Origin of the sequence: Paenibacillus agricola, from assembly GCF_011440305.1 — a bacterium.
GTDB classification, from domain to species: Bacteria; Bacillota; Bacilli; order Paenibacillales; family NBRC-103111; genus Paenibacillus_S; species Paenibacillus_S agricola.
In genome coordinates this window covers 1-15,514 of record NZ_JAAOIW010000027.1, presented here as the reverse complement: position 1 = coordinate 15,514, position 15,514 = coordinate 1, and the positions used below count along the sequence as shown (strand labels likewise).

General features: G+C 46.2%; 14 protein-coding genes and 1 rRNA gene. All 15 read right to left on the bottom strand.

Annotation, left to right across the window (positions count from 1 at the left end; all coding sequences use genetic code 11):
* Window positions 1–52: 52 nt before the first annotated feature.
* The 15 genes from G9U52_RS35945 to rrf all read right to left on the bottom strand — a co-directional run bounded on the left by G9U52_RS35945 (window position 53) and on the right by rrf (window position 15,505).
* Window positions 53–478 carry a Mini-ribonuclease 3 gene (locus G9U52_RS35945; RefSeq protein WP_166157371.1) on the bottom strand — a complete coding sequence of 142 codons (426 nt, stop codon included), beginning with the start codon at window positions 476–478 and terminating at the stop codon, window positions 53–55.
* On the bottom strand, window positions 478–1,875 hold the full coding sequence (cysS, locus tag G9U52_RS35940) for a cysteine--tRNA ligase (protein WP_166157368.1): 1,398 nt from the start codon (window positions 1,873–1,875) through the stop codon (window positions 478–480). The genes G9U52_RS35945 and cysS overlap by 1 nt, the downstream gene beginning before the upstream one ends.
* The gene (gene cysE, locus G9U52_RS35935) at window positions 1,856–2,515 is read right to left on the bottom strand and encodes a serine O-acetyltransferase (RefSeq protein ID WP_243767764.1); all 660 of its coding nucleotides are present in this window, start codon (window positions 2,513–2,515) and stop codon (window positions 1,856–1,858) included. The genes cysS and cysE overlap by 20 nt, the downstream gene beginning before the upstream one ends.
* A 439-nt stretch (window positions 2,516–2,954) precedes the next feature.
* Window positions 2,955–4,412: a glutamate--tRNA ligase gene (gltX, locus tag G9U52_RS35930; RefSeq protein ID WP_166157362.1), complete on the bottom strand. Its 1,458-nt coding sequence runs from the start codon at window positions 4,410–4,412 to the stop codon at window positions 2,955–2,957.
* A gap of 107 nt (window positions 4,413–4,519) precedes the next feature.
* A complete protein-coding gene (ispF, locus tag G9U52_RS35925) occupies window positions 4,520–5,005 on the bottom strand; it encodes a 2-C-methyl-D-erythritol 2,4-cyclodiphosphate synthase (RefSeq protein WP_166157359.1) in 486 nt (161 codons plus the stop codon).
* Complete coding sequence (gene ispD, locus G9U52_RS35920) at window positions 5,002–5,706, bottom strand: 2-C-methyl-D-erythritol 4-phosphate cytidylyltransferase (RefSeq protein WP_166157356.1); 705 nt, start codon at window positions 5,704–5,706, stop codon at window positions 5,002–5,004. The genes ispF and ispD overlap by 4 nt, the downstream gene beginning before the upstream one ends.
* A gap of 84 nt (window positions 5,707–5,790) precedes the next feature.
* On the bottom strand, window positions 5,791–6,885 hold the full coding sequence (locus tag G9U52_RS35915) for a PIN/TRAM domain-containing protein (RefSeq protein WP_166157353.1): 1,095 nt from the start codon (window positions 6,883–6,885) through the stop codon (window positions 5,791–5,793).
* A gap of 162 nt (window positions 6,886–7,047) precedes the next feature.
* Window positions 7,048–7,782: a CDP-diacylglycerol--serine O-phosphatidyltransferase gene (gene pssA, locus G9U52_RS35910; protein ID WP_166157350.1), complete on the bottom strand. Its 735-nt coding sequence runs from the start codon at window positions 7,780–7,782 to the stop codon at window positions 7,048–7,050.
* A 73-nt stretch (window positions 7,783–7,855) separates the two neighbouring features.
* The gene (disA, locus tag G9U52_RS35905) at window positions 7,856–8,935 is read right to left on the bottom strand and encodes a DNA integrity scanning diadenylate cyclase DisA (RefSeq protein WP_166157347.1); all 1,080 of its coding nucleotides are present in this window, start codon (window positions 8,933–8,935) and stop codon (window positions 7,856–7,858) included.
* A gap of 33 nt (window positions 8,936–8,968) precedes the next feature.
* Window positions 8,969–10,330, bottom strand: a complete 1,362-nt coding sequence (gene radA / locus G9U52_RS35900; protein WP_166157344.1) for a DNA repair protein RadA — start codon at window positions 10,328–10,330, stop codon at window positions 8,969–8,971.
* A gap of 183 nt (window positions 10,331–10,513) precedes the next feature.
* Window positions 10,514–12,967, bottom strand: coding sequence for an ATP-dependent protease ATP-binding subunit ClpC (clpC, locus tag G9U52_RS35895; RefSeq protein ID WP_166157341.1), 2,454 nt, complete (start codon window positions 12,965–12,967; stop codon window positions 10,514–10,516).
* 74 nt (window positions 12,968–13,041) lie between these two features.
* Window positions 13,042–14,118: a protein-arginine kinase McsB gene (mcsB, locus tag G9U52_RS35890; RefSeq protein ID WP_166157338.1), complete on the bottom strand. Its 1,077-nt coding sequence runs from the start codon at window positions 14,116–14,118 to the stop codon at window positions 13,042–13,044.
* 39 nt (window positions 14,119–14,157) lie between these two features.
* Window positions 14,158–14,673 (bottom strand): protein-arginine kinase activator protein McsA, encoded by a 516-nt coding sequence (gene mcsA / locus G9U52_RS35885; protein WP_166157335.1) that lies wholly within the window; start codon window positions 14,671–14,673, stop codon window positions 14,158–14,160.
* Window positions 14,674–14,685: 12 nt separating this feature from the next.
* Complete coding sequence (locus tag G9U52_RS35880; RefSeq protein ID WP_166157333.1) at window positions 14,686–15,147, bottom strand: CtsR family transcriptional regulator; 462 nt, start codon at window positions 15,145–15,147, stop codon at window positions 14,686–14,688.
* 241 nt (window positions 15,148–15,388) lie between these two features.
* Window positions 15,389–15,505 (bottom strand): 5S ribosomal RNA (gene rrf, locus G9U52_RS35875).
* Window positions 15,506–15,514 lie beyond the last annotated feature (9 nt).

Here is a 15,514-nt window from a genome sequence, read left to right as displayed (position 1 = left end):
GGCAAAAGCTGGCTTGGTCCCAAAAAGCGAACGCTGCCTGTTTTGTGTCTTGCTAATGGTTTTCCAGCGTCTGCAGCATCAAATACTGAAGCCTGTCCATCTGCTTCATATAATATAAATAGCCAAGTAAACATTCAAAGGCGGTGCTATGGCGGTATTCCAATATATCTGCATTTTTGGCGGATGACCCTGATTTGGCGTTTCGCCCCCGCTTGACTACTTCCGTTTCTTCTTCCGTTAGCATCGGCATCAAGCTCTGCAAGGATTTTGCTTGCGCTCGCGCAGATACGTATTGGGTTGACAGCTTGTGCAGGTGATTGGGACGTTGGTTGGTCATTGATATCACATATTGGCGAACGAATACCTCATAAACGGCATCACCGATATACGCCAGTACGATCGGACCCAGCTGCTTAGGATCCTTGGCAGGTGGAAAGCTGAACAAGTCGGTTTCGAATGAAAATGGACCCTCGCTCATTATTTACGCCGCCAGCGGATACCTTGTGCCGTATCCTCCAGCACGATCCCTTGTTCGATAAGCAGGTCGCGGATTTCGTCAGCACGCGCCCAATTTTTAGATTTGCGGGCTTCTGTGCGGTCCACAATCAATTGCTCGATATCTTGGTCCAACAGCTGTTCTTCAGGCTTTGCTAGTATGCCCAAAACAAGATCCATCTGCTCAAACCGCTCCAGCAGTAGCTTAAGCGAGCCTTCGGATACTTCTTCCTGCTGTAGGTAGTGGTTAGCCGCATTGACTAATTCAAAGACCGCCGTAATCGCATCTGGTGTGTTGAAATCGTCATTCATCTTAAGCTCGAATTGCCGTTGCACTTCAGCCACGGTATGCACGATTTCTTCTGCCGGGCTTGCTCCAACAGCCGTAGAAAGGCGGTGCTTAAGATTGGCCAAGCAGTTCTCAATCCGTGCTAATCCGTTATTCGCTTGTTCAATCGTTTCCTCGCTGAAATTCAGCGGGTTCCGGTAATGGACGGAGAGCATAAAATAACGGAGTGTTTGGGGACTGATCGTTTTTAGCAATTGGTTCACATTTACGCCATTGCCCATCGATTTGGACATCTTTTCGTTATTGATATTAATATAACCGTTATGCATCCAGTAGTTGGCCATAGGATGGCCGGTCAAGCATTCCGATTGCGCGATTTCACATTCATGATGGGGGAATTGAAGGTCTTGGCCACCCCCATGGATATCGATCGTATCACCCAAGTATTTGCGAACCATAGCGGAGCATTCAATATGCCAGCCTGGCCGCCCCTCTCCCCAGGGGCTATCCCATGAGATTTCTCCTGGTTTAGCTGCCTTCCACAGCACGAAGTCCTGCGGATTCTCCTTACGCTCATCCACCTCCACGCGGATGCCGAATTGGAGCTCGTCCAAATTTTGGTGCGAAAGCTTGCCATATTCCGTAAATTGATTGGTGCGGAAATAGACGTCGCCACCCCGCTCATAAGCAAAATCCTTTTCCATAATTCCGATAATAAAGGTGATAATTTCATCAATATTTTCTGTCACTCGTGGATTTAATGTAGCTTTGCGAATGCCCAGCCCCTCGGTATCCTCGTAAAACTTTTGGATAAATAAATCGGCGATCTCCGGAACGGTTTGTTCCATAAGCAAGGCCTTCTTGATCAGCTTATCGTCCACGTCTGTAAAATTAACCACATAGTTAACCTCGTAATCGATCGATTCCAAATATCTCCGCACTACATCAAAAAACACCATCGGACGGGCATTCCCGATATGTATATAATCATAGACGGTAGGGCCGCACACGTACATTTTTACTTTTCCCGGCTCAATGGACCGGAACTCTTCCTTCGTCCGAGCTAACGTATTATAAATTTTTAGCGCCATGGTCTTGGTTCCCTCCGCTTTTGTGTTTAATCTCCCTTACTTCCACCTTCAGCTCATCAATCTGCTTCTGCAGCTGGCGGAACATGTCAATCACCGGATCCGGCAAATTATTATGGTCCAGCCGCCCGACACGTACGCCATCCTGCTTCACAATCCGCCCAGGTATGCCTACCACCGTGCTGTTAGGAGGCACTGTGCTCAATACAACGGCGTTGGCGCCAATACGTGAATTATCGCCCACAATAAACGACCCAATAACTTTGGCTCCTGAGGATATCACTACGTTGCTGCCGATCGTCGGATGGCGTTTGCCCGTTTCTTTGCCCGTGCCACCAAGTGTTACACCCTGATAAAGCACAACATCGTCGCCAATTTCACAGGTCTCGCCAATAATGACGCCCATCCCATGGTCGATAAAAAATCTCCGTCCGATAACCGCGCCTGGATGAATCTCGATTCCCGTCATAAATCGGCTCCACTGCGAAATCACTCTGGCAATTGTGTACCAACGGTTCACAAAAAAGTAATGTGCTACCCGATGCGCCCACAAAGCATGCAAGCCGGCGTAAGTAAATACCACTTCAAACCAGCTGCGCGCGGCGGGATCATTCTCAAATATAGTCGTGATATCTTCCTTCATGGACTTGAACAAGCGCAACACCTGCCTTCTACCTTGATTCCCATTCCCCTAACACAAGCAAGAACACATAAAAAAGCCCCCACAGCCCATAAAGGCTGCAGAGGCGAAAAAGTCGCGGTTCCACTCTGCTTGGACAGAAAGCTCCTGTCCATCTCATGTGTTCGTAACGTGAACACATACGGTACGACTACCCCGCTATTCTAACCACTGACACATGGCTAAAGGTAACGGCTCGTCAATACGGCTCCCAGGTGCATTTCCAACGGAAGGACATAGACAACTTACAGCTCGAACCCCTGAAGCCATGCTTACGAAAAAACCTGCAAGCCAAGCTCTGAGATACCGGTTGTCTTCTCTGTGAAGCCCTTACTCGATTGTACTCTCCTGATCGACGCCACGATTCCTATGTTGTAAACAGTATAACGAATAAAGTTCCGGTTTACAATAACTTGTTAAGCCGCGCGGCAACCTTTTCTTTTCCCAGCAAAAAAACAGTCACATTCAAGTCAGGTCCATGCACTTGTCCCGTTAATGCAACACGGATCGACATAAAGAGCGGCTTGCCCTTATACCCGGTCGCCTTCTGGACTGCCTTTAGCATAGCTGGAATATGTTCGGCTTCAAAGGCTTCAGCGCGCTGCACTTCGTCCAAGAAGCCGCGTATCACGATAGGGGCATATGCCTCTGCCAAGATCGCCTTAGCTTCTTCATCCTCATACGTAACTTCCTCTTGGAAAAAGATCTCGCTTAAGCTTACGATCTCTGCCGCGAATTGCATCCGGTCTTGATTGAGAGCAACAAGACGGTTTACCCATTCCTGCTCTTGGCCACTTAATGAATCGGCAAGCCAGCCCGCTTTTTGAAGGTGGGGCAAGCAAAGCTCTACCACACGGGACAAGTCTGTCTTCTTCATATAATGGTTATTCATCCAATTCAACTTATCCATATCGAATACAGCCGGGCTTTTGGAAACACGGCTAAGATCAAACTGGGCGATGATCTCCTCCTTGGTGAAGATCTCCTCTTCACCAATAGGCGACCAGCCCAGCAACGTAATGAAGTTCAATACCGCTTCCGGCAGGTAGCCTAGCTCCTTGTATTGCCCGATAAACTGGACGATCGACTCGTCGCGTTTACTCATTTTCTTCCGGTCGGGGTTCAATATAATCGAGAGATGGGCGAACTCTGGGATAGGCAGCCCTAAAGCCTCATACATCATAATTTGCCTTGGTGTATTGGACAGATGCTCCTCACCACGAATAACCAGGTTGATCTTCATTAAATGGTCATCCAGAATAACGGCGAAGTTATAGGTCGGAATGCCATCCGCCCGTACAATGATAAAATCGCCAATGCCATCGGACTCAAATTCTACATGCTCGCGGATTCGGTCGGCAAAGGCAATAATCTTGCCTTCCGGGACACGAAAGCGGATGGATGGCTTACGCCCTTCTGCTTCGTACTGGGCAATCTGCTCCGCAGTTAGATAACGTCCAATGCCCGAGTAGCGGGGCATTTCCCCCTTAGCTTCCTGTTCAGCGCGCTCCTGCTCCAGCTCTTCTTCGGAGCAGTAGCAAGGATAAGCATCCCCACTCTTAAGCAATTGATCGATATAAGGCTTATATAAGTCCAAACGCTCCATCTGGCGGTAGGGCCCGAATGGTCCGCCAATGTCGACGCTTTCGTCCCAGTCCAAGCTTAGCCATTTGAGGCCCTGCAATTGATTGTCGACCCCTGACTCAATATGTCGGCTTTGGTCAGTATCCTCGAAGCGGATAATAAATTGGCCGCCTGTTTTGCGAGCCAATAAATAATTAAATAAGGCTGTACGTGCGCCGCCGATATGCAATTGGCCGGTCGGGCTTGGCGCGTATCTTACACGCAGCTGATCTGACATGATAATAGCTCCCCCTTATATAGCAATCCGATATTTAACAATAATAATCATTTAGCTGAATAATCGTTTCTAAACACATTTCTGAATACGTTTATGAATAATAGTTGTTATGATAGCACATTTTTAATTAAGCATACAACCGATTGGGCAGCAATACCTTCGCCGCGTCCCGCAAATCCCAATTGCTCGGTTGTCGTTGCTTTTACATTCACTTGGGAAAGCTCTGCTTCCAGTACATTGGCGATCCGCTCTACCATCGCAGGAATATATGGCGCCATCTTAGGTTTCTGGGCAATAATGGTCGAATCGATATTGCCCAGCTTATAGCCTGCTGCTTTGGCCAATTGCCAAACCTGGACAAGCAGTTGGTAGCTATCGGCATCCTTGAACGCTTGGTCAGTATCGGGAAAGTGCTTGCCGATATCTCCCATCCCCAGCGCTCCGAGAATAGCATCGCTAATTGCATGCAGGAGCACATCCGCATCGGAGTGGCCCAATAAGCCTTTATCATAGGGGATATCAACGCCGCCGATGATACATTTACGCCCTTCTACCAGTTGGTGTACGTCAAAGCCTTGTCCTACTCGAATCATGGTTGCTTCTCTCCCCTAACATTGTGAATAATCCAATTGGCCCAAGGCAAATCCTCAGGCGTCGTAATTTTAATATTGTAATAGTCCGCTTCTACCACCTGGACGCTTACGCCCATCCTTTCAACCAGCATGGCATCATCTGTGCCGATGAAGCCTTCCTCGGCTGCCTGCTCATAAGCTTGCAGCAGCAAAGAACAGCGAAAAGCTTGTGGGGTTTGAATAGCCCACAAGCTGCGCCGATCCGGCGTCGACCTGATCGTCCCCGACTGGTCGACTATTTTGATCGTGTCCTTAACGGGCACCGCCAAGACAGCTGCTCCCGTTTCTATAGCTTGATGCCAGCAAGCGATGATGTGTTCCTTGGCCGCAAAAGGCCGGACCCCATCATGCACCATGACCCATTCCGTATCCGCGGCAAGGGCTTGCAAGCCTTTGTAAACGGAATCCTGGCGTTCTTGCCCACCTGGCACAACTTGATGCACCTTAGTTAGCCCATACTGCTCTAGGTAGCCCCTACAGCGCACTACATCATCTATACCAGTAACCAGCACGATGGAATCAATCTCGGGCATGCTTTGAAAAAGATTTAAAGTATGTACAAGGATCGGCTTTCCATTAAGCTCCAAATATTGCTTGCTCTCTTCAGTGCGCATTCGTGTGCCTTTTCCTGCTGCTACCACCACTACCGCCAGTTGGCCCATTCCCTATTCACCTGCTACCTGCATCATAGCGCCTTCAGGGCTTTGTATGTCCCCCTAAATGCTCACTCCTCTATCATAAACGTTTCAGAGTGCTTTTTCCAATAGTTTTGGTTTGGCGAAAATCATGCGGCCTGCTGAGGTCTGCAGCACACTGGTTACCATGACTTCGAGCGTGGTTCCAATAAACTCCCGGCCGCCTTCCACTACAATCATCGTGCCATCATCCAGATAAGCCACACCTTGCCCATGTTCCTTGCCATCCTTAATGACCTGCACCAGAATTTCTTCACCCGGCAGTACCACAGGCTTGACTGCATTGGCCAAATCATTAATATTCAATACCGAGACACCTTGAAGCTCACATACTTTATTTAAATTAAAATCGTTCGTAATCACTTTGCCTTGCAACACCTTGGCCAACTTGACCAGTTTGCTGTCCACCTCGGAAATTTCTTCGAAATCCCCTTCGTAGATCAACACTTTCACATCAAGCTCCTTTTGGATTTTATTAAGGATATCAAGCCCGCGGCGACCGCGGTTTCTCTTCAATAAATCGGAGGAGTCGGCAATATGCTGAAGCTCTTCTAAGACAAATTCCGGTATGACCAAGGTTCCTTCAATAAATCCAGTCTTGCAAATGTCGGCAATACGGCCATCGATGATGACGCTGGTATCCAAGATTTTGTGTTCCTCAAACCCTTTAGCTTCTCCTAATGCCGCCCGCTCTCTCGAAGTACGGTTTTTGGAAAGCAAACCAATAAACTCTTCTCTTTTAGCGTAGCCTAAACGATATCCTACAAAACCAATCATCGCTGTCAACACGACATGCAAGAACGGAGAAAATAGGCCTGCTTGTTCGAAAGGAGTAAGCAATATAAGCGTCACTAGTAATCCTGCAGACATTCCTAGGATGCCTGCGGCCAAATCGGTAATCGGTATGCGTGTTATCCATTCTTCGCCGCGCTGGATTAGCTTTAATCCATAATCGGCAGCCCAAGCCCCTACTCCATAAAAAACCAAAAACCCGACAAGCATCATCCAATAGCTTTGGCCAACTATTTGTATGCCGGTTATCGATTCTATGAATGTAAATAAGGGTTGCCCAATGCTTGTACTCCACTCCAAACCTAATATACCGCCAATAACTGCAAATAAACATTGAATCCACTTTCTCATCATAGGTTCACCTCCATACTTTTTTCATACATATTTTCATACATATAGGTTCGTTAACATTATGAACCAAAAGCTTCTTGCCTAATCCTCAGATAGCTAAAAAAACAAAAAAAAGCATCTATTTTCCCAAGGGGAAAATAAATGCTTTTCATTTTCGAATAATCTTTATAAGGAGTTAGTTTCCGACTTGGCTTCATCCATGGTCTTACGTGCTCTTTTACGTTTGGTAAATAGTCGTTCAGCGTTTTTTTTTAAGCCGTACAGCGCATACAAAAGTAGCGGTACGAAGATCATCTTAGATAAGGTTCCTGGGTATTGAATCGCTATGACAACGGCAAGGATCACCACGACAGGTGTAATCCAGATAGCCTTCTTGGGAATGCCCATTTTTTTGAAGTTGGGATATTTGACGGTACTGACCATCAGATAGGAAAGCAGCAAGGTGCTAAGCACTAATACAAATGCATTTAATTCCGTATGGAACAGAGCCAACGTACAAAGTACACCACCAGCAGCCGGTATAGGCAAGCCTATAAAATAACCTGGCGTGCTTGCTACTACATTAAAACGTGCTAAACGAAGTGCACCGCATATAGGGAAGATTGCTGTTGCAATCCATGCTGTAGGCGCATTCAGTTCTGTAAAGGCTACCACATACATAATAAAAGCGGGCGCTACACCAAATGATATTACATCGGACAAGGAGTCCAGTTCTTTGCCAAATTCACTTTGTACATTTAAAGCACGTGCAACCCGTCCATCCAAACCATCCAATAGCATAGCTACGATAACCATAATTGCAGCTAAATCCGGCTTGCTGTTAAAGACGAAAATGATCGCAATAATTCCCAAAAATAAATTTCCTATTGTGAAAATATTGGGAAGAGATTTTGTCAGCATGTTTTGTCCACCTCTGGTTTACTTTACCCTAATACTTCTTTCTATATTAAGGCACGTTCTGATTGTTTGCAAGTTAAATGTGGCGGTCAATGAGCACTTGATCACGAATTCTTTTCAAACCTTCCTTGATCGTCCTTGCCCGCACTTCACCAATGCCTTCCACTTCATCCAATTCTCCGATTGTTGCCATCATCAAATGAGGGAGGCGCCCGAATCGTTCCACAACGTTTTGAATGATTATCGGCGGCATCCGCGGAATTTTGTGCAGTACGCGATAACCTCTAGGGGAAACGGTTTCTTCAGCACTGTTGCTTGCGGTTGAATAACCCAACAACCGAGCCACATGGTAATGATCCAGCATTTCTTCTGATGCCAACCGTTTCAGGCTATTTGTCAAATCCTTGATTTTTTCATCATTAAAATCTTTCACATAATCTTTTAGCACCAGATAGGCTTCATGTTCGAGTGTACCAACTAATTCCTCAAGCTGCATACTTATTAGCCGTCCCTCCGTTCCCAGCTCCACGATATAACGTTTAATCTCTGCTTTGATACGCAGCACCATTTCAATTCTTTGGATGACATTCGTCACATCATGGAGCTCAACCAGCTCTTCGAATTCGGAAGCGCCCAAATTAGTCAAGGCTTGGTCCAATACCGTCTTATACCGTTCTAACGTTTGCATAGCTTGATTCGCTTTGGTCAGAATAACACCAATATCCTTTAACGAATATCGCAAATTTCCTTGGTATAAGGTGATAACGTTACGCCGCTGCGAGATGGATACTACAAGCTTGGAGGTTTGCTTGGCAACCCGCTCAGCGGTACGATGCCGAATCCCTGTTTCTGAGGAGGAAATCGCCGAATCCGGGATTAGCTGCGTATTGGCATATAAAATCATTTTCACATCTTCACTTAGAATGATCGCTCCATCCATTTTGGCTAGTTCATATAAGTAATTCGGTGAAAAATCGCATTTGATCGAAAAGCCGCCATCTACCAAGGCCATCACTTCCGGACTGTAGCCAACAACAATTAAAGCACCTGTTTTGGCGCTTAACACATTTTCCAATCCTGCTCTGAAAGCAGTACCTGGCGCGACCATTTGCAATAGCTTAATCATCACATCTTTTTTTATTTCTTCCTTGCTCATGTTGTTCCTCCCTGCCCATCCCGGTTTTCCCTATTAGCCTAATGCTGCCTTTAATGCCTCAGCGACCGTATTGACGCCTATAACTTCGATACCTGAAGGAGGTGTCCAGCCTTTCAAGCTCTTCTCTGGGACAATAACCCTGCGAAATCCAAGCTTCTCCGCTTCCTTGACCCTTTGGTCGACCCGGGATACCCCCCGTACCTCGCCTGTCAGCCCAACTTCGCCAAATACGACATCATAAGGCTGTGTAGGTTGGTCCCTAAGGCTGGAAGCGATACAGACCGCTATCGCCAAGTCTACAGCTGGCTCATCCAGCTTTATCCCTCCCGCTACATTGACATAAGCATCCTGGGTTTGTAAAAACATCCCCATTCGCTTTTCCAATACTGCAATGATCAAGGAGAGCCGGTTATGGTCAATACCCGTGGCCATCCTTCGTGGCGAAGGAAAGTTGGTTGATGATACCAACGCTTGAATTTCCACAAGCACCGGCCGGGTTCCCTCCATACTAGCCACGACCGTAGAGCCTGCCACTCCTAGCGAACGTTCAGAGAGGAACAATTCAGAAGGATTACTTACCTCCACAAGCCCAGTTTCCCTCATCTCAAATATGCCAATTTCATTCGTAGATCCGAAGCGGTTTTTTACAGCACGCAGCAGCCGGTAGGAATGGTGCCGTTCCCCTTCAAAATAAAGCACGCAATCCACCATATGCTCCAGCATCCGTGGGCCCGCAATAGCACCTTCTTTAGTAACATGGCCAACTAATACCGTTGCAATACCTTTGATCTTGGCAATTCGCATAAAATGGCTTGTGCACTCCCTAACCTGGGAGACACTGCCTGGTGCCGAAGAGATCGCGGGATGGTATACGGTTTGTATCGAATCAATCACGACAAAATCGGGTTGAACCTCATCAATAGCCGCTTCGATCTGCTCCAAATTGGTTTCACACAGCACATAAAGCATTTCCGATGAAGCATTCAGCCTATCCGCACGCAGCTTGGTCTGGCGAATGGACTCCTCTCCTGAAATATAAAGCACTTTTTTTCCTACTTGGGTCAGGTCATGTGAAGTTTGCAGTAATAGTGTCGATTTGCCAATTCCCGGATCACCACCTACCAGCAGCAATGAACCTGGCACTAATCCTCCGCCTAACACCCGGTTCAATTCATTATTACCCGTTAAGATACGCTGTTCTTCGCCGCTCTTTATATTTATGATAGAAATGGCCTTTTCTTTCGTATGCAATGAAGAATGTGTCATTTGTGGCTTTATTGTTTCCAATTCCTCTATTAATGTATTCCAAGCTTGGCAGCCTGGACATTTCCCTAGCCATTTGGGTGATTCGTACCCACATTCCTGGCAGCAGAACTTTGTTTTTTGCTTAGCCATCTATGCTCCCCTTGCTTTATGCGTTTTTCAAAACCTGCTTTTATCCGAGCCAATCGAATTACCGCTTCATTCGGCTGCGTATATCAAAGTTTACCATTTTCAGAAAGTAATGAAAACCCTTCCCACCTTTACGTGCAAAAACACCCTCCATCTGGGCTTAGGTGGAGGGTGTTTTCTTTAGACTTATTTATTTAATGTAGTTGTGGTTACTTCCTGCGTGCGGTCTACGACCAGCTCGCCATCTCTTTCGTCAATCGAAAGCGAATCGCCTTTAGTAATGGTACCTCGCAGTAATTCCTCGGACAAACGGTCTTCGATATGCTTCTGGATTGCTCTGCGCAAAGGCCTTGCTCCATAGGTCGGATCGTAGCCTTCTTTGGCCAAGAAAGCTTTGGCTTTCTCCGTAAGCACGAAGTCCACGTCTTGCTCCTTGAGGCGCTTGCGCAGTTCTGCAGCCATAAGCGTAACGATTTGCGCAATATGCTCTTCAGCCAAGGAATGGAATACAATGCTTTCATCCAATCTGTTTAAGAACTCAGGGCGGAAGCTTTTCTTCAGCTCGCCCAATACTTTATCGCGCATATTCGTATAGTCTTTACTCGCATCTTGAGCAGCGGTAAAACCAAGTGACGAATTTTTCTTAATCACGTCGGCACCTACATTAGATGTCATAATAATTAAGGTATTTCGGAAGTCTACTGTGCGTCCCTTGGAGTCCGTCAGTCGACCATCCTCGAGCACTTGCAGCAGGATGTTAAATACCTCCGGATGTGCTTTTTCAATTTCATCCAATAATACAACCGAGTATGGCTTGCGGCGAACCTTCTCGGTAAGCTGGCCACCCTCTTCATAGCCCACATATCCTGGAGGCGCTCCTACCAACCGTGAGGTTGAATGCTTCTCCATATACTCGGACATGTCGATGCGGATTACAGCATTATCGTCACCGAATAACGATTCAGCCAAGGCACGTGCCAGCTCGGTTTTCCCTACGCCTGTAGGACCTAAGAAAATAAACGAGCCAATCGGACGCTTAGGATCTTTCAAGCCTGCTCTTGCACGGCGGATGGCACGGCTTACTGCTTTAACAGCTTCCTCCTGGCCAATAACGCGGTCATGCAGGATGGATTCCATCTTGAGCAAGCGTTCCGTTTCTTCCTCAGCTAGCTTGACTACTGGAATACCTGTCCAGCTTGCGACAACTTGGGCGATATCCTCCGGGGTTACCTCGGAATCCATACTGCCTTGTTTTTCTTTCCAATCGTTCTTGGTGGAGTCCAGCTCCTCACGCATCTTCTGCTCGGTATCACGAAGAGAAGCGGCTTTCTCGAACTCTTGGCTTTGTACAGCAGCGTCTTTCTCTTTGCGTACATCCTCCAGCTTGTTTTCCAGTTTTTTCAAATCTGGTGGTACGGTATAAGAGCGAAGTCTTACTTTGGAGCCCGCTTCATCCATCAAATCGATAGCTTTATCCGGTAAAAAACGATCCGGAATATAACGGTCGGACAATTTCACAGCTTGCACTATGGCTTCGTCAGTAATCTTCACGCGGTGATGGGCTTCATAACGGTCGCGCAAACCAAACAGGATTTGAATGGCTTCTTCTGGTGACGGCTGGTCAACCGTAATAGGTTGAAAACGTCTTTCCAAAGCGGCATCCTTCTCGATATATTTTCGGTACTCATCCAAAGTAGTGGCGCCAATGCATTGGAGCTCGCCGCGGGCAAGTGCCGGCTTCAGAATATTGGATGCATCAATAGCACCCTCTGCTCCGCCAGCTCCAATCAAGGTGTGTAATTCGTCAATGAACAACACGATGTTGCCAGCTTGGCGAATTTCATCCATGATTTTTTTCAAGCGGTCTTCGAACTCGCCGCGGTACTTGGTTCCCGCTACAACGGAGCCCATATCCAAAGTCATAACACGTTTATCACGCAAGGTTTCTGGAATTTCATTATTAATAATTTTTTGTGCCAAGCCTTCGGCAATAGCTGTTTTACCTACTCCAGGCTCTCCGATAAGTACTGGGTTGTTTTTCGTTCTGCGGCTCAGAACTTGAATAACACGTTCAATCTCTTTGCTGCGTCCAATTACAGGATCCAGATGGCCTTCCTTAGCGTATGCCGTCAGGTCACGCGCTAATCCATCCAGCGTAGGCGTATTTACATTCACTGTATTGGCATGGCTTGTTGACACCGTTTCGCTGCTTCCTAGCAACTGTAGCACTTGCTGGCGCGCTTTATTCAGGCTCACACCTAAATTGTTCAATACGCGTGCCGCTACGCCTTCGCCTTCACGAATCAAGCCTAGCAGGATATGCTCTGTGCCTACATACGTATGACCCAACTTGCGCGCTTCATCCATGGAAAGCTCTATTACCTTTTTAGCCCTTGGTGTATAGGCAATATTGGTGGGTTGCTCCTGGCCTCTGCCAATAAGCGCTTCAACTTCATCTTGTATCTTCTCAAGACCTAGCCCCAACGCTACTAAAGCTTTGGCAGCAATGCCTTCCCCTTCACGAATAAGCCCCAGTAAAATGTGCTCCGTACCAATATTATTATGGCCTAAGCGAACAGCCTCTTCTTGAGCTAAAGACAGCACTTTCTGCGCACGTTCCGTAAATCTTCCAAACATCATAACTAACACACCTTCCTGTCTTTAGAATGAAATATGGAATCCTAGTAGAAGAATAATAATTGTAGGGCGTGTAGCTACGCCTGCTCCAAATGCTCCGAAGTTAGCTTTTCTCGAATCAATTGTGCTCTCCGGATGTCTCTTTCTTCCGCGTTAAGCTTCTCTCCTGCATGCTGCTGCAAAAACCCAGGCTGTGTCATCACCATAAGCTCGTTCATAGCCTGCATCGAAACATTCTTGATGATGCCTAGATCAATGCCTAGGCGGACATCAGACAGCCGCTGGGCGGCTTCTTTAGAGTCCATAATAGCTGCATAAGACATAATGCCAAATGAACGGCTTACCTTGTCCAATAGCTTAGCTTTAGTGTCTATTTGCAGCTTTTCACGAGCTACACGTTCATGCTCAATTAACTGGCGGACAACACCGCATAAATTATCGATAATCTCCTGCTCGGACTGTCCCAAAGTAATTTGGTTAGAAATTTGAAATAAATTACCTAAAGCTTCACTGCCTTCACCATATAAGCCTCGAACCGCTAAGCCTACCTGTGTAATAGCTGATAAAATTCGGTTTATTTGCTGAGTAAGCACCAACGCGGGAAGATGGATCATCACGGATGCTCTAATACCTGTACCGACATTGGTCGGGCAACTTGTTAAATAACCACGTTTTTCATCAAAGGCATATTCCAAATATTCCTCAAATACATCGTCAAGCTGGCTGGCCATATCCCAAGCTTCCTTGATCTGGAATCCCGAGCACAAGCATTGTATTCGTAGATGGTCTTCTTCATTCACCATAATACTAATGGATTCATTATCACTTAGAATAACGGCTCCATTGCGTGATTCATTGGCTAAAGCCGGACTAATCAAATGCTTTTCAACAAGCACCCGCTTCTCCAACTCATTCAAATCTTCAAGATTCACGATTGTAAAATGGCTTATTGTACTGAGCTCCTCATTGTCTAAAATACCTGACATGGTATCCAATACTTCATTGGATTGTTGGCTTGTCGATAACATAGGAAAAGGATACGACTGCAGGTTCCTGGCAATGCGGACTCTACTGCTGATCACGATATCCGAATCGGGGCTATCACCTTTCATCCAATCACTTAATGCGTGCTCCGTAAAACGATTTATTTCCATAAGCTTCTCTCCTTGCCTGAGGGAACTGGAATTAGCAACTTATCCTTCTAATACTCGTTTCTCCAGTTCACGTATTTCATCACGCAATTGGGCTGCCATTTCAAATTCCTCGTTCTCAATTCGGTGAAGCAGCTCTTTTTTCAATCCTTCAATTTCCCGCTTATGCTTTATTAACCCACCTGAGCGTTTGGGAACCTTCCCCGTGTGAATAGTGTTTCCATGAACCCGTTTAAACAAAGGATCTAATTTCTCGTCAAAATATTTATAACAAGAACTGCAGCCAAACCTGCCTATTTTGCTAAACTGGCTGTAGGTAAGCCCACAATTGTCACAACGGCTAGGCTGGGCTTTGGAGGTTAAGCCTTGGCTCGTTGGATCGAAATCCAATAAGCCAGACAACAGGTTGTGAATCGAAAATCCATTCGGTGTTCCCGGGATCAGCTCGCCCTTCTCTCTTGCACAGGTTTCGCAAATATGAAATTCGGTCTTTTCCCCGTTCAAAATTTTAGTGAAGTGTAGCGTAGCTTGTTTTTTGCCGCACTCCTGACAAATCATAAGAATTCCTCCTTATTTATTCAACAAGGAAATCAGCATTGCTTTTAAAATCTTGGCTCGAATCTCATCCCGAATTGGCAGCTTCAGCAATAACACATCTCTAGAGATTGCCGCTTTCATCAGCGCCGCTTCTCTCGAGGTAACATAGCCGCTTTCCTCCAACTGGTACAACAAGCCTTCAGAAGTGCCTTGGTCGATCTCTGTACTGATCGTCTTAAAAATAAGATCGAGCACTGAACCATGAGCATTAAGCTCAATCTTTTGGATGCGAATATACCCTCCGCCACCCCGTTTGCTTTCCACCACATAGCCTTTTTCCAAAGTAAACCGGGTACTAATGACATAATTAATTTGAGAAGGAACACAATCAAATTGATCCGCCAAATCGTTGCGTTGGATATCTACAATGCCTTCATCGCTTAAATGTAAAATGTTTTTCAAATATTGTTCGATGATTTCTGAGACATTACGCATCAATTCGACCTCCTTAAAAGAAGTAAATTGACTTTGACTTTCTTTGACTTTAACTTTATTATAGCAGTTTTCAGATAATTTGCAACTGGGGGATCATTTCTATTTATTTTTGGCTTTATGCACTTTTGTTATACCTTAACTATGTGCTTAATAAAGACAAATTAAGGCATGCTTTAATAAAGCAAAAAAAGCCCAACTGGAGATCTTCCAGAAGAGCTTTTCATGTTTCGTTGATACTATTGCTTGGCAATGTCCTACTCTCCCAGAACCCTGCGGTTCAAGTACCATTGGCGCTAGAGGGCTTAACGGTCGTGTTCGAGATGGGAACGTGTGGTTCCCCTCTGCCATCATCACCAAACGGTTGCTT

What these genes read in the sequence shown, in the direction of transcription:
- G9U52_RS35945 (WP_166157371.1), bottom strand. Translation starts at nt 478, where the DNA reads ATGAGCGAGGGTCCATTTTCATTCGAAACCGACTTGTTCAGCTTTCCA.
- cysS (WP_166157368.1), bottom strand. Translation starts at nt 1,875, where the DNA reads ATGGCGCTAAAAATTTATAATACGTTAGCTCGGACGAAGGAAGAGTTC.
- cysE (WP_243767764.1), bottom strand. Translation starts at nt 2,515, where the DNA reads ATGAAGGAAGATATCACGACTATATTTGAGAATGATCCCGCCGCGCGC.
- gltX (WP_166157362.1), bottom strand. Translation starts at nt 4,412, where the DNA reads ATGTCAGATCAGCTGCGTGTAAGATACGCGCCAAGCCCGACCGGCCAA.
- ispF (WP_166157359.1), bottom strand. Translation starts at nt 5,005, where the DNA reads ATGATTCGAGTAGGACAAGGCTTTGACGTACACCAACTGGTAGAAGGG.
- ispD (WP_166157356.1), bottom strand. Translation starts at nt 5,706, where the DNA reads ATGGGCCAACTGGCGGTAGTGGTGGTAGCAGCAGGAAAAGGCACACGA.
- G9U52_RS35915 (WP_166157353.1), bottom strand. Translation starts at nt 6,885, where the DNA reads ATGATGAGAAAGTGGATTCAATGTTTATTTGCAGTTATTGGCGGTATA.
- pssA (WP_166157350.1), bottom strand. Translation starts at nt 7,782, where the DNA reads ATGCTGACAAAATCTCTTCCCAATATTTTCACAATAGGAAATTTATTT.
- disA (WP_166157347.1), bottom strand. Translation starts at nt 8,935, where the DNA reads ATGAGCAAGGAAGAAATAAAAAAAGATGTGATGATTAAGCTATTGCAA.
- radA (WP_166157344.1), bottom strand. Translation starts at nt 10,330, where the DNA reads ATGGCTAAGCAAAAAACAAAGTTCTGCTGCCAGGAATGTGGGTACGAA.
- clpC (WP_166157341.1), bottom strand. Translation starts at nt 12,967, where the DNA reads ATGATGTTTGGAAGATTTACGGAACGTGCGCAGAAAGTGCTGTCTTTA.
- mcsB (WP_166157338.1), bottom strand. Translation starts at nt 14,118, where the DNA reads ATGGAAATAAATCGTTTTACGGAGCACGCATTAAGTGATTGGATGAAA.
- mcsA (WP_166157335.1), bottom strand. Translation starts at nt 14,673, where the DNA reads ATGATTTGTCAGGAGTGCGGCAAAAAACAAGCTACGCTACACTTCACT.
- G9U52_RS35880 (WP_166157333.1), bottom strand. Translation starts at nt 15,147, where the DNA reads ATGCGTAATGTCTCAGAAATCATCGAACAATATTTGAAAAACATTTTA.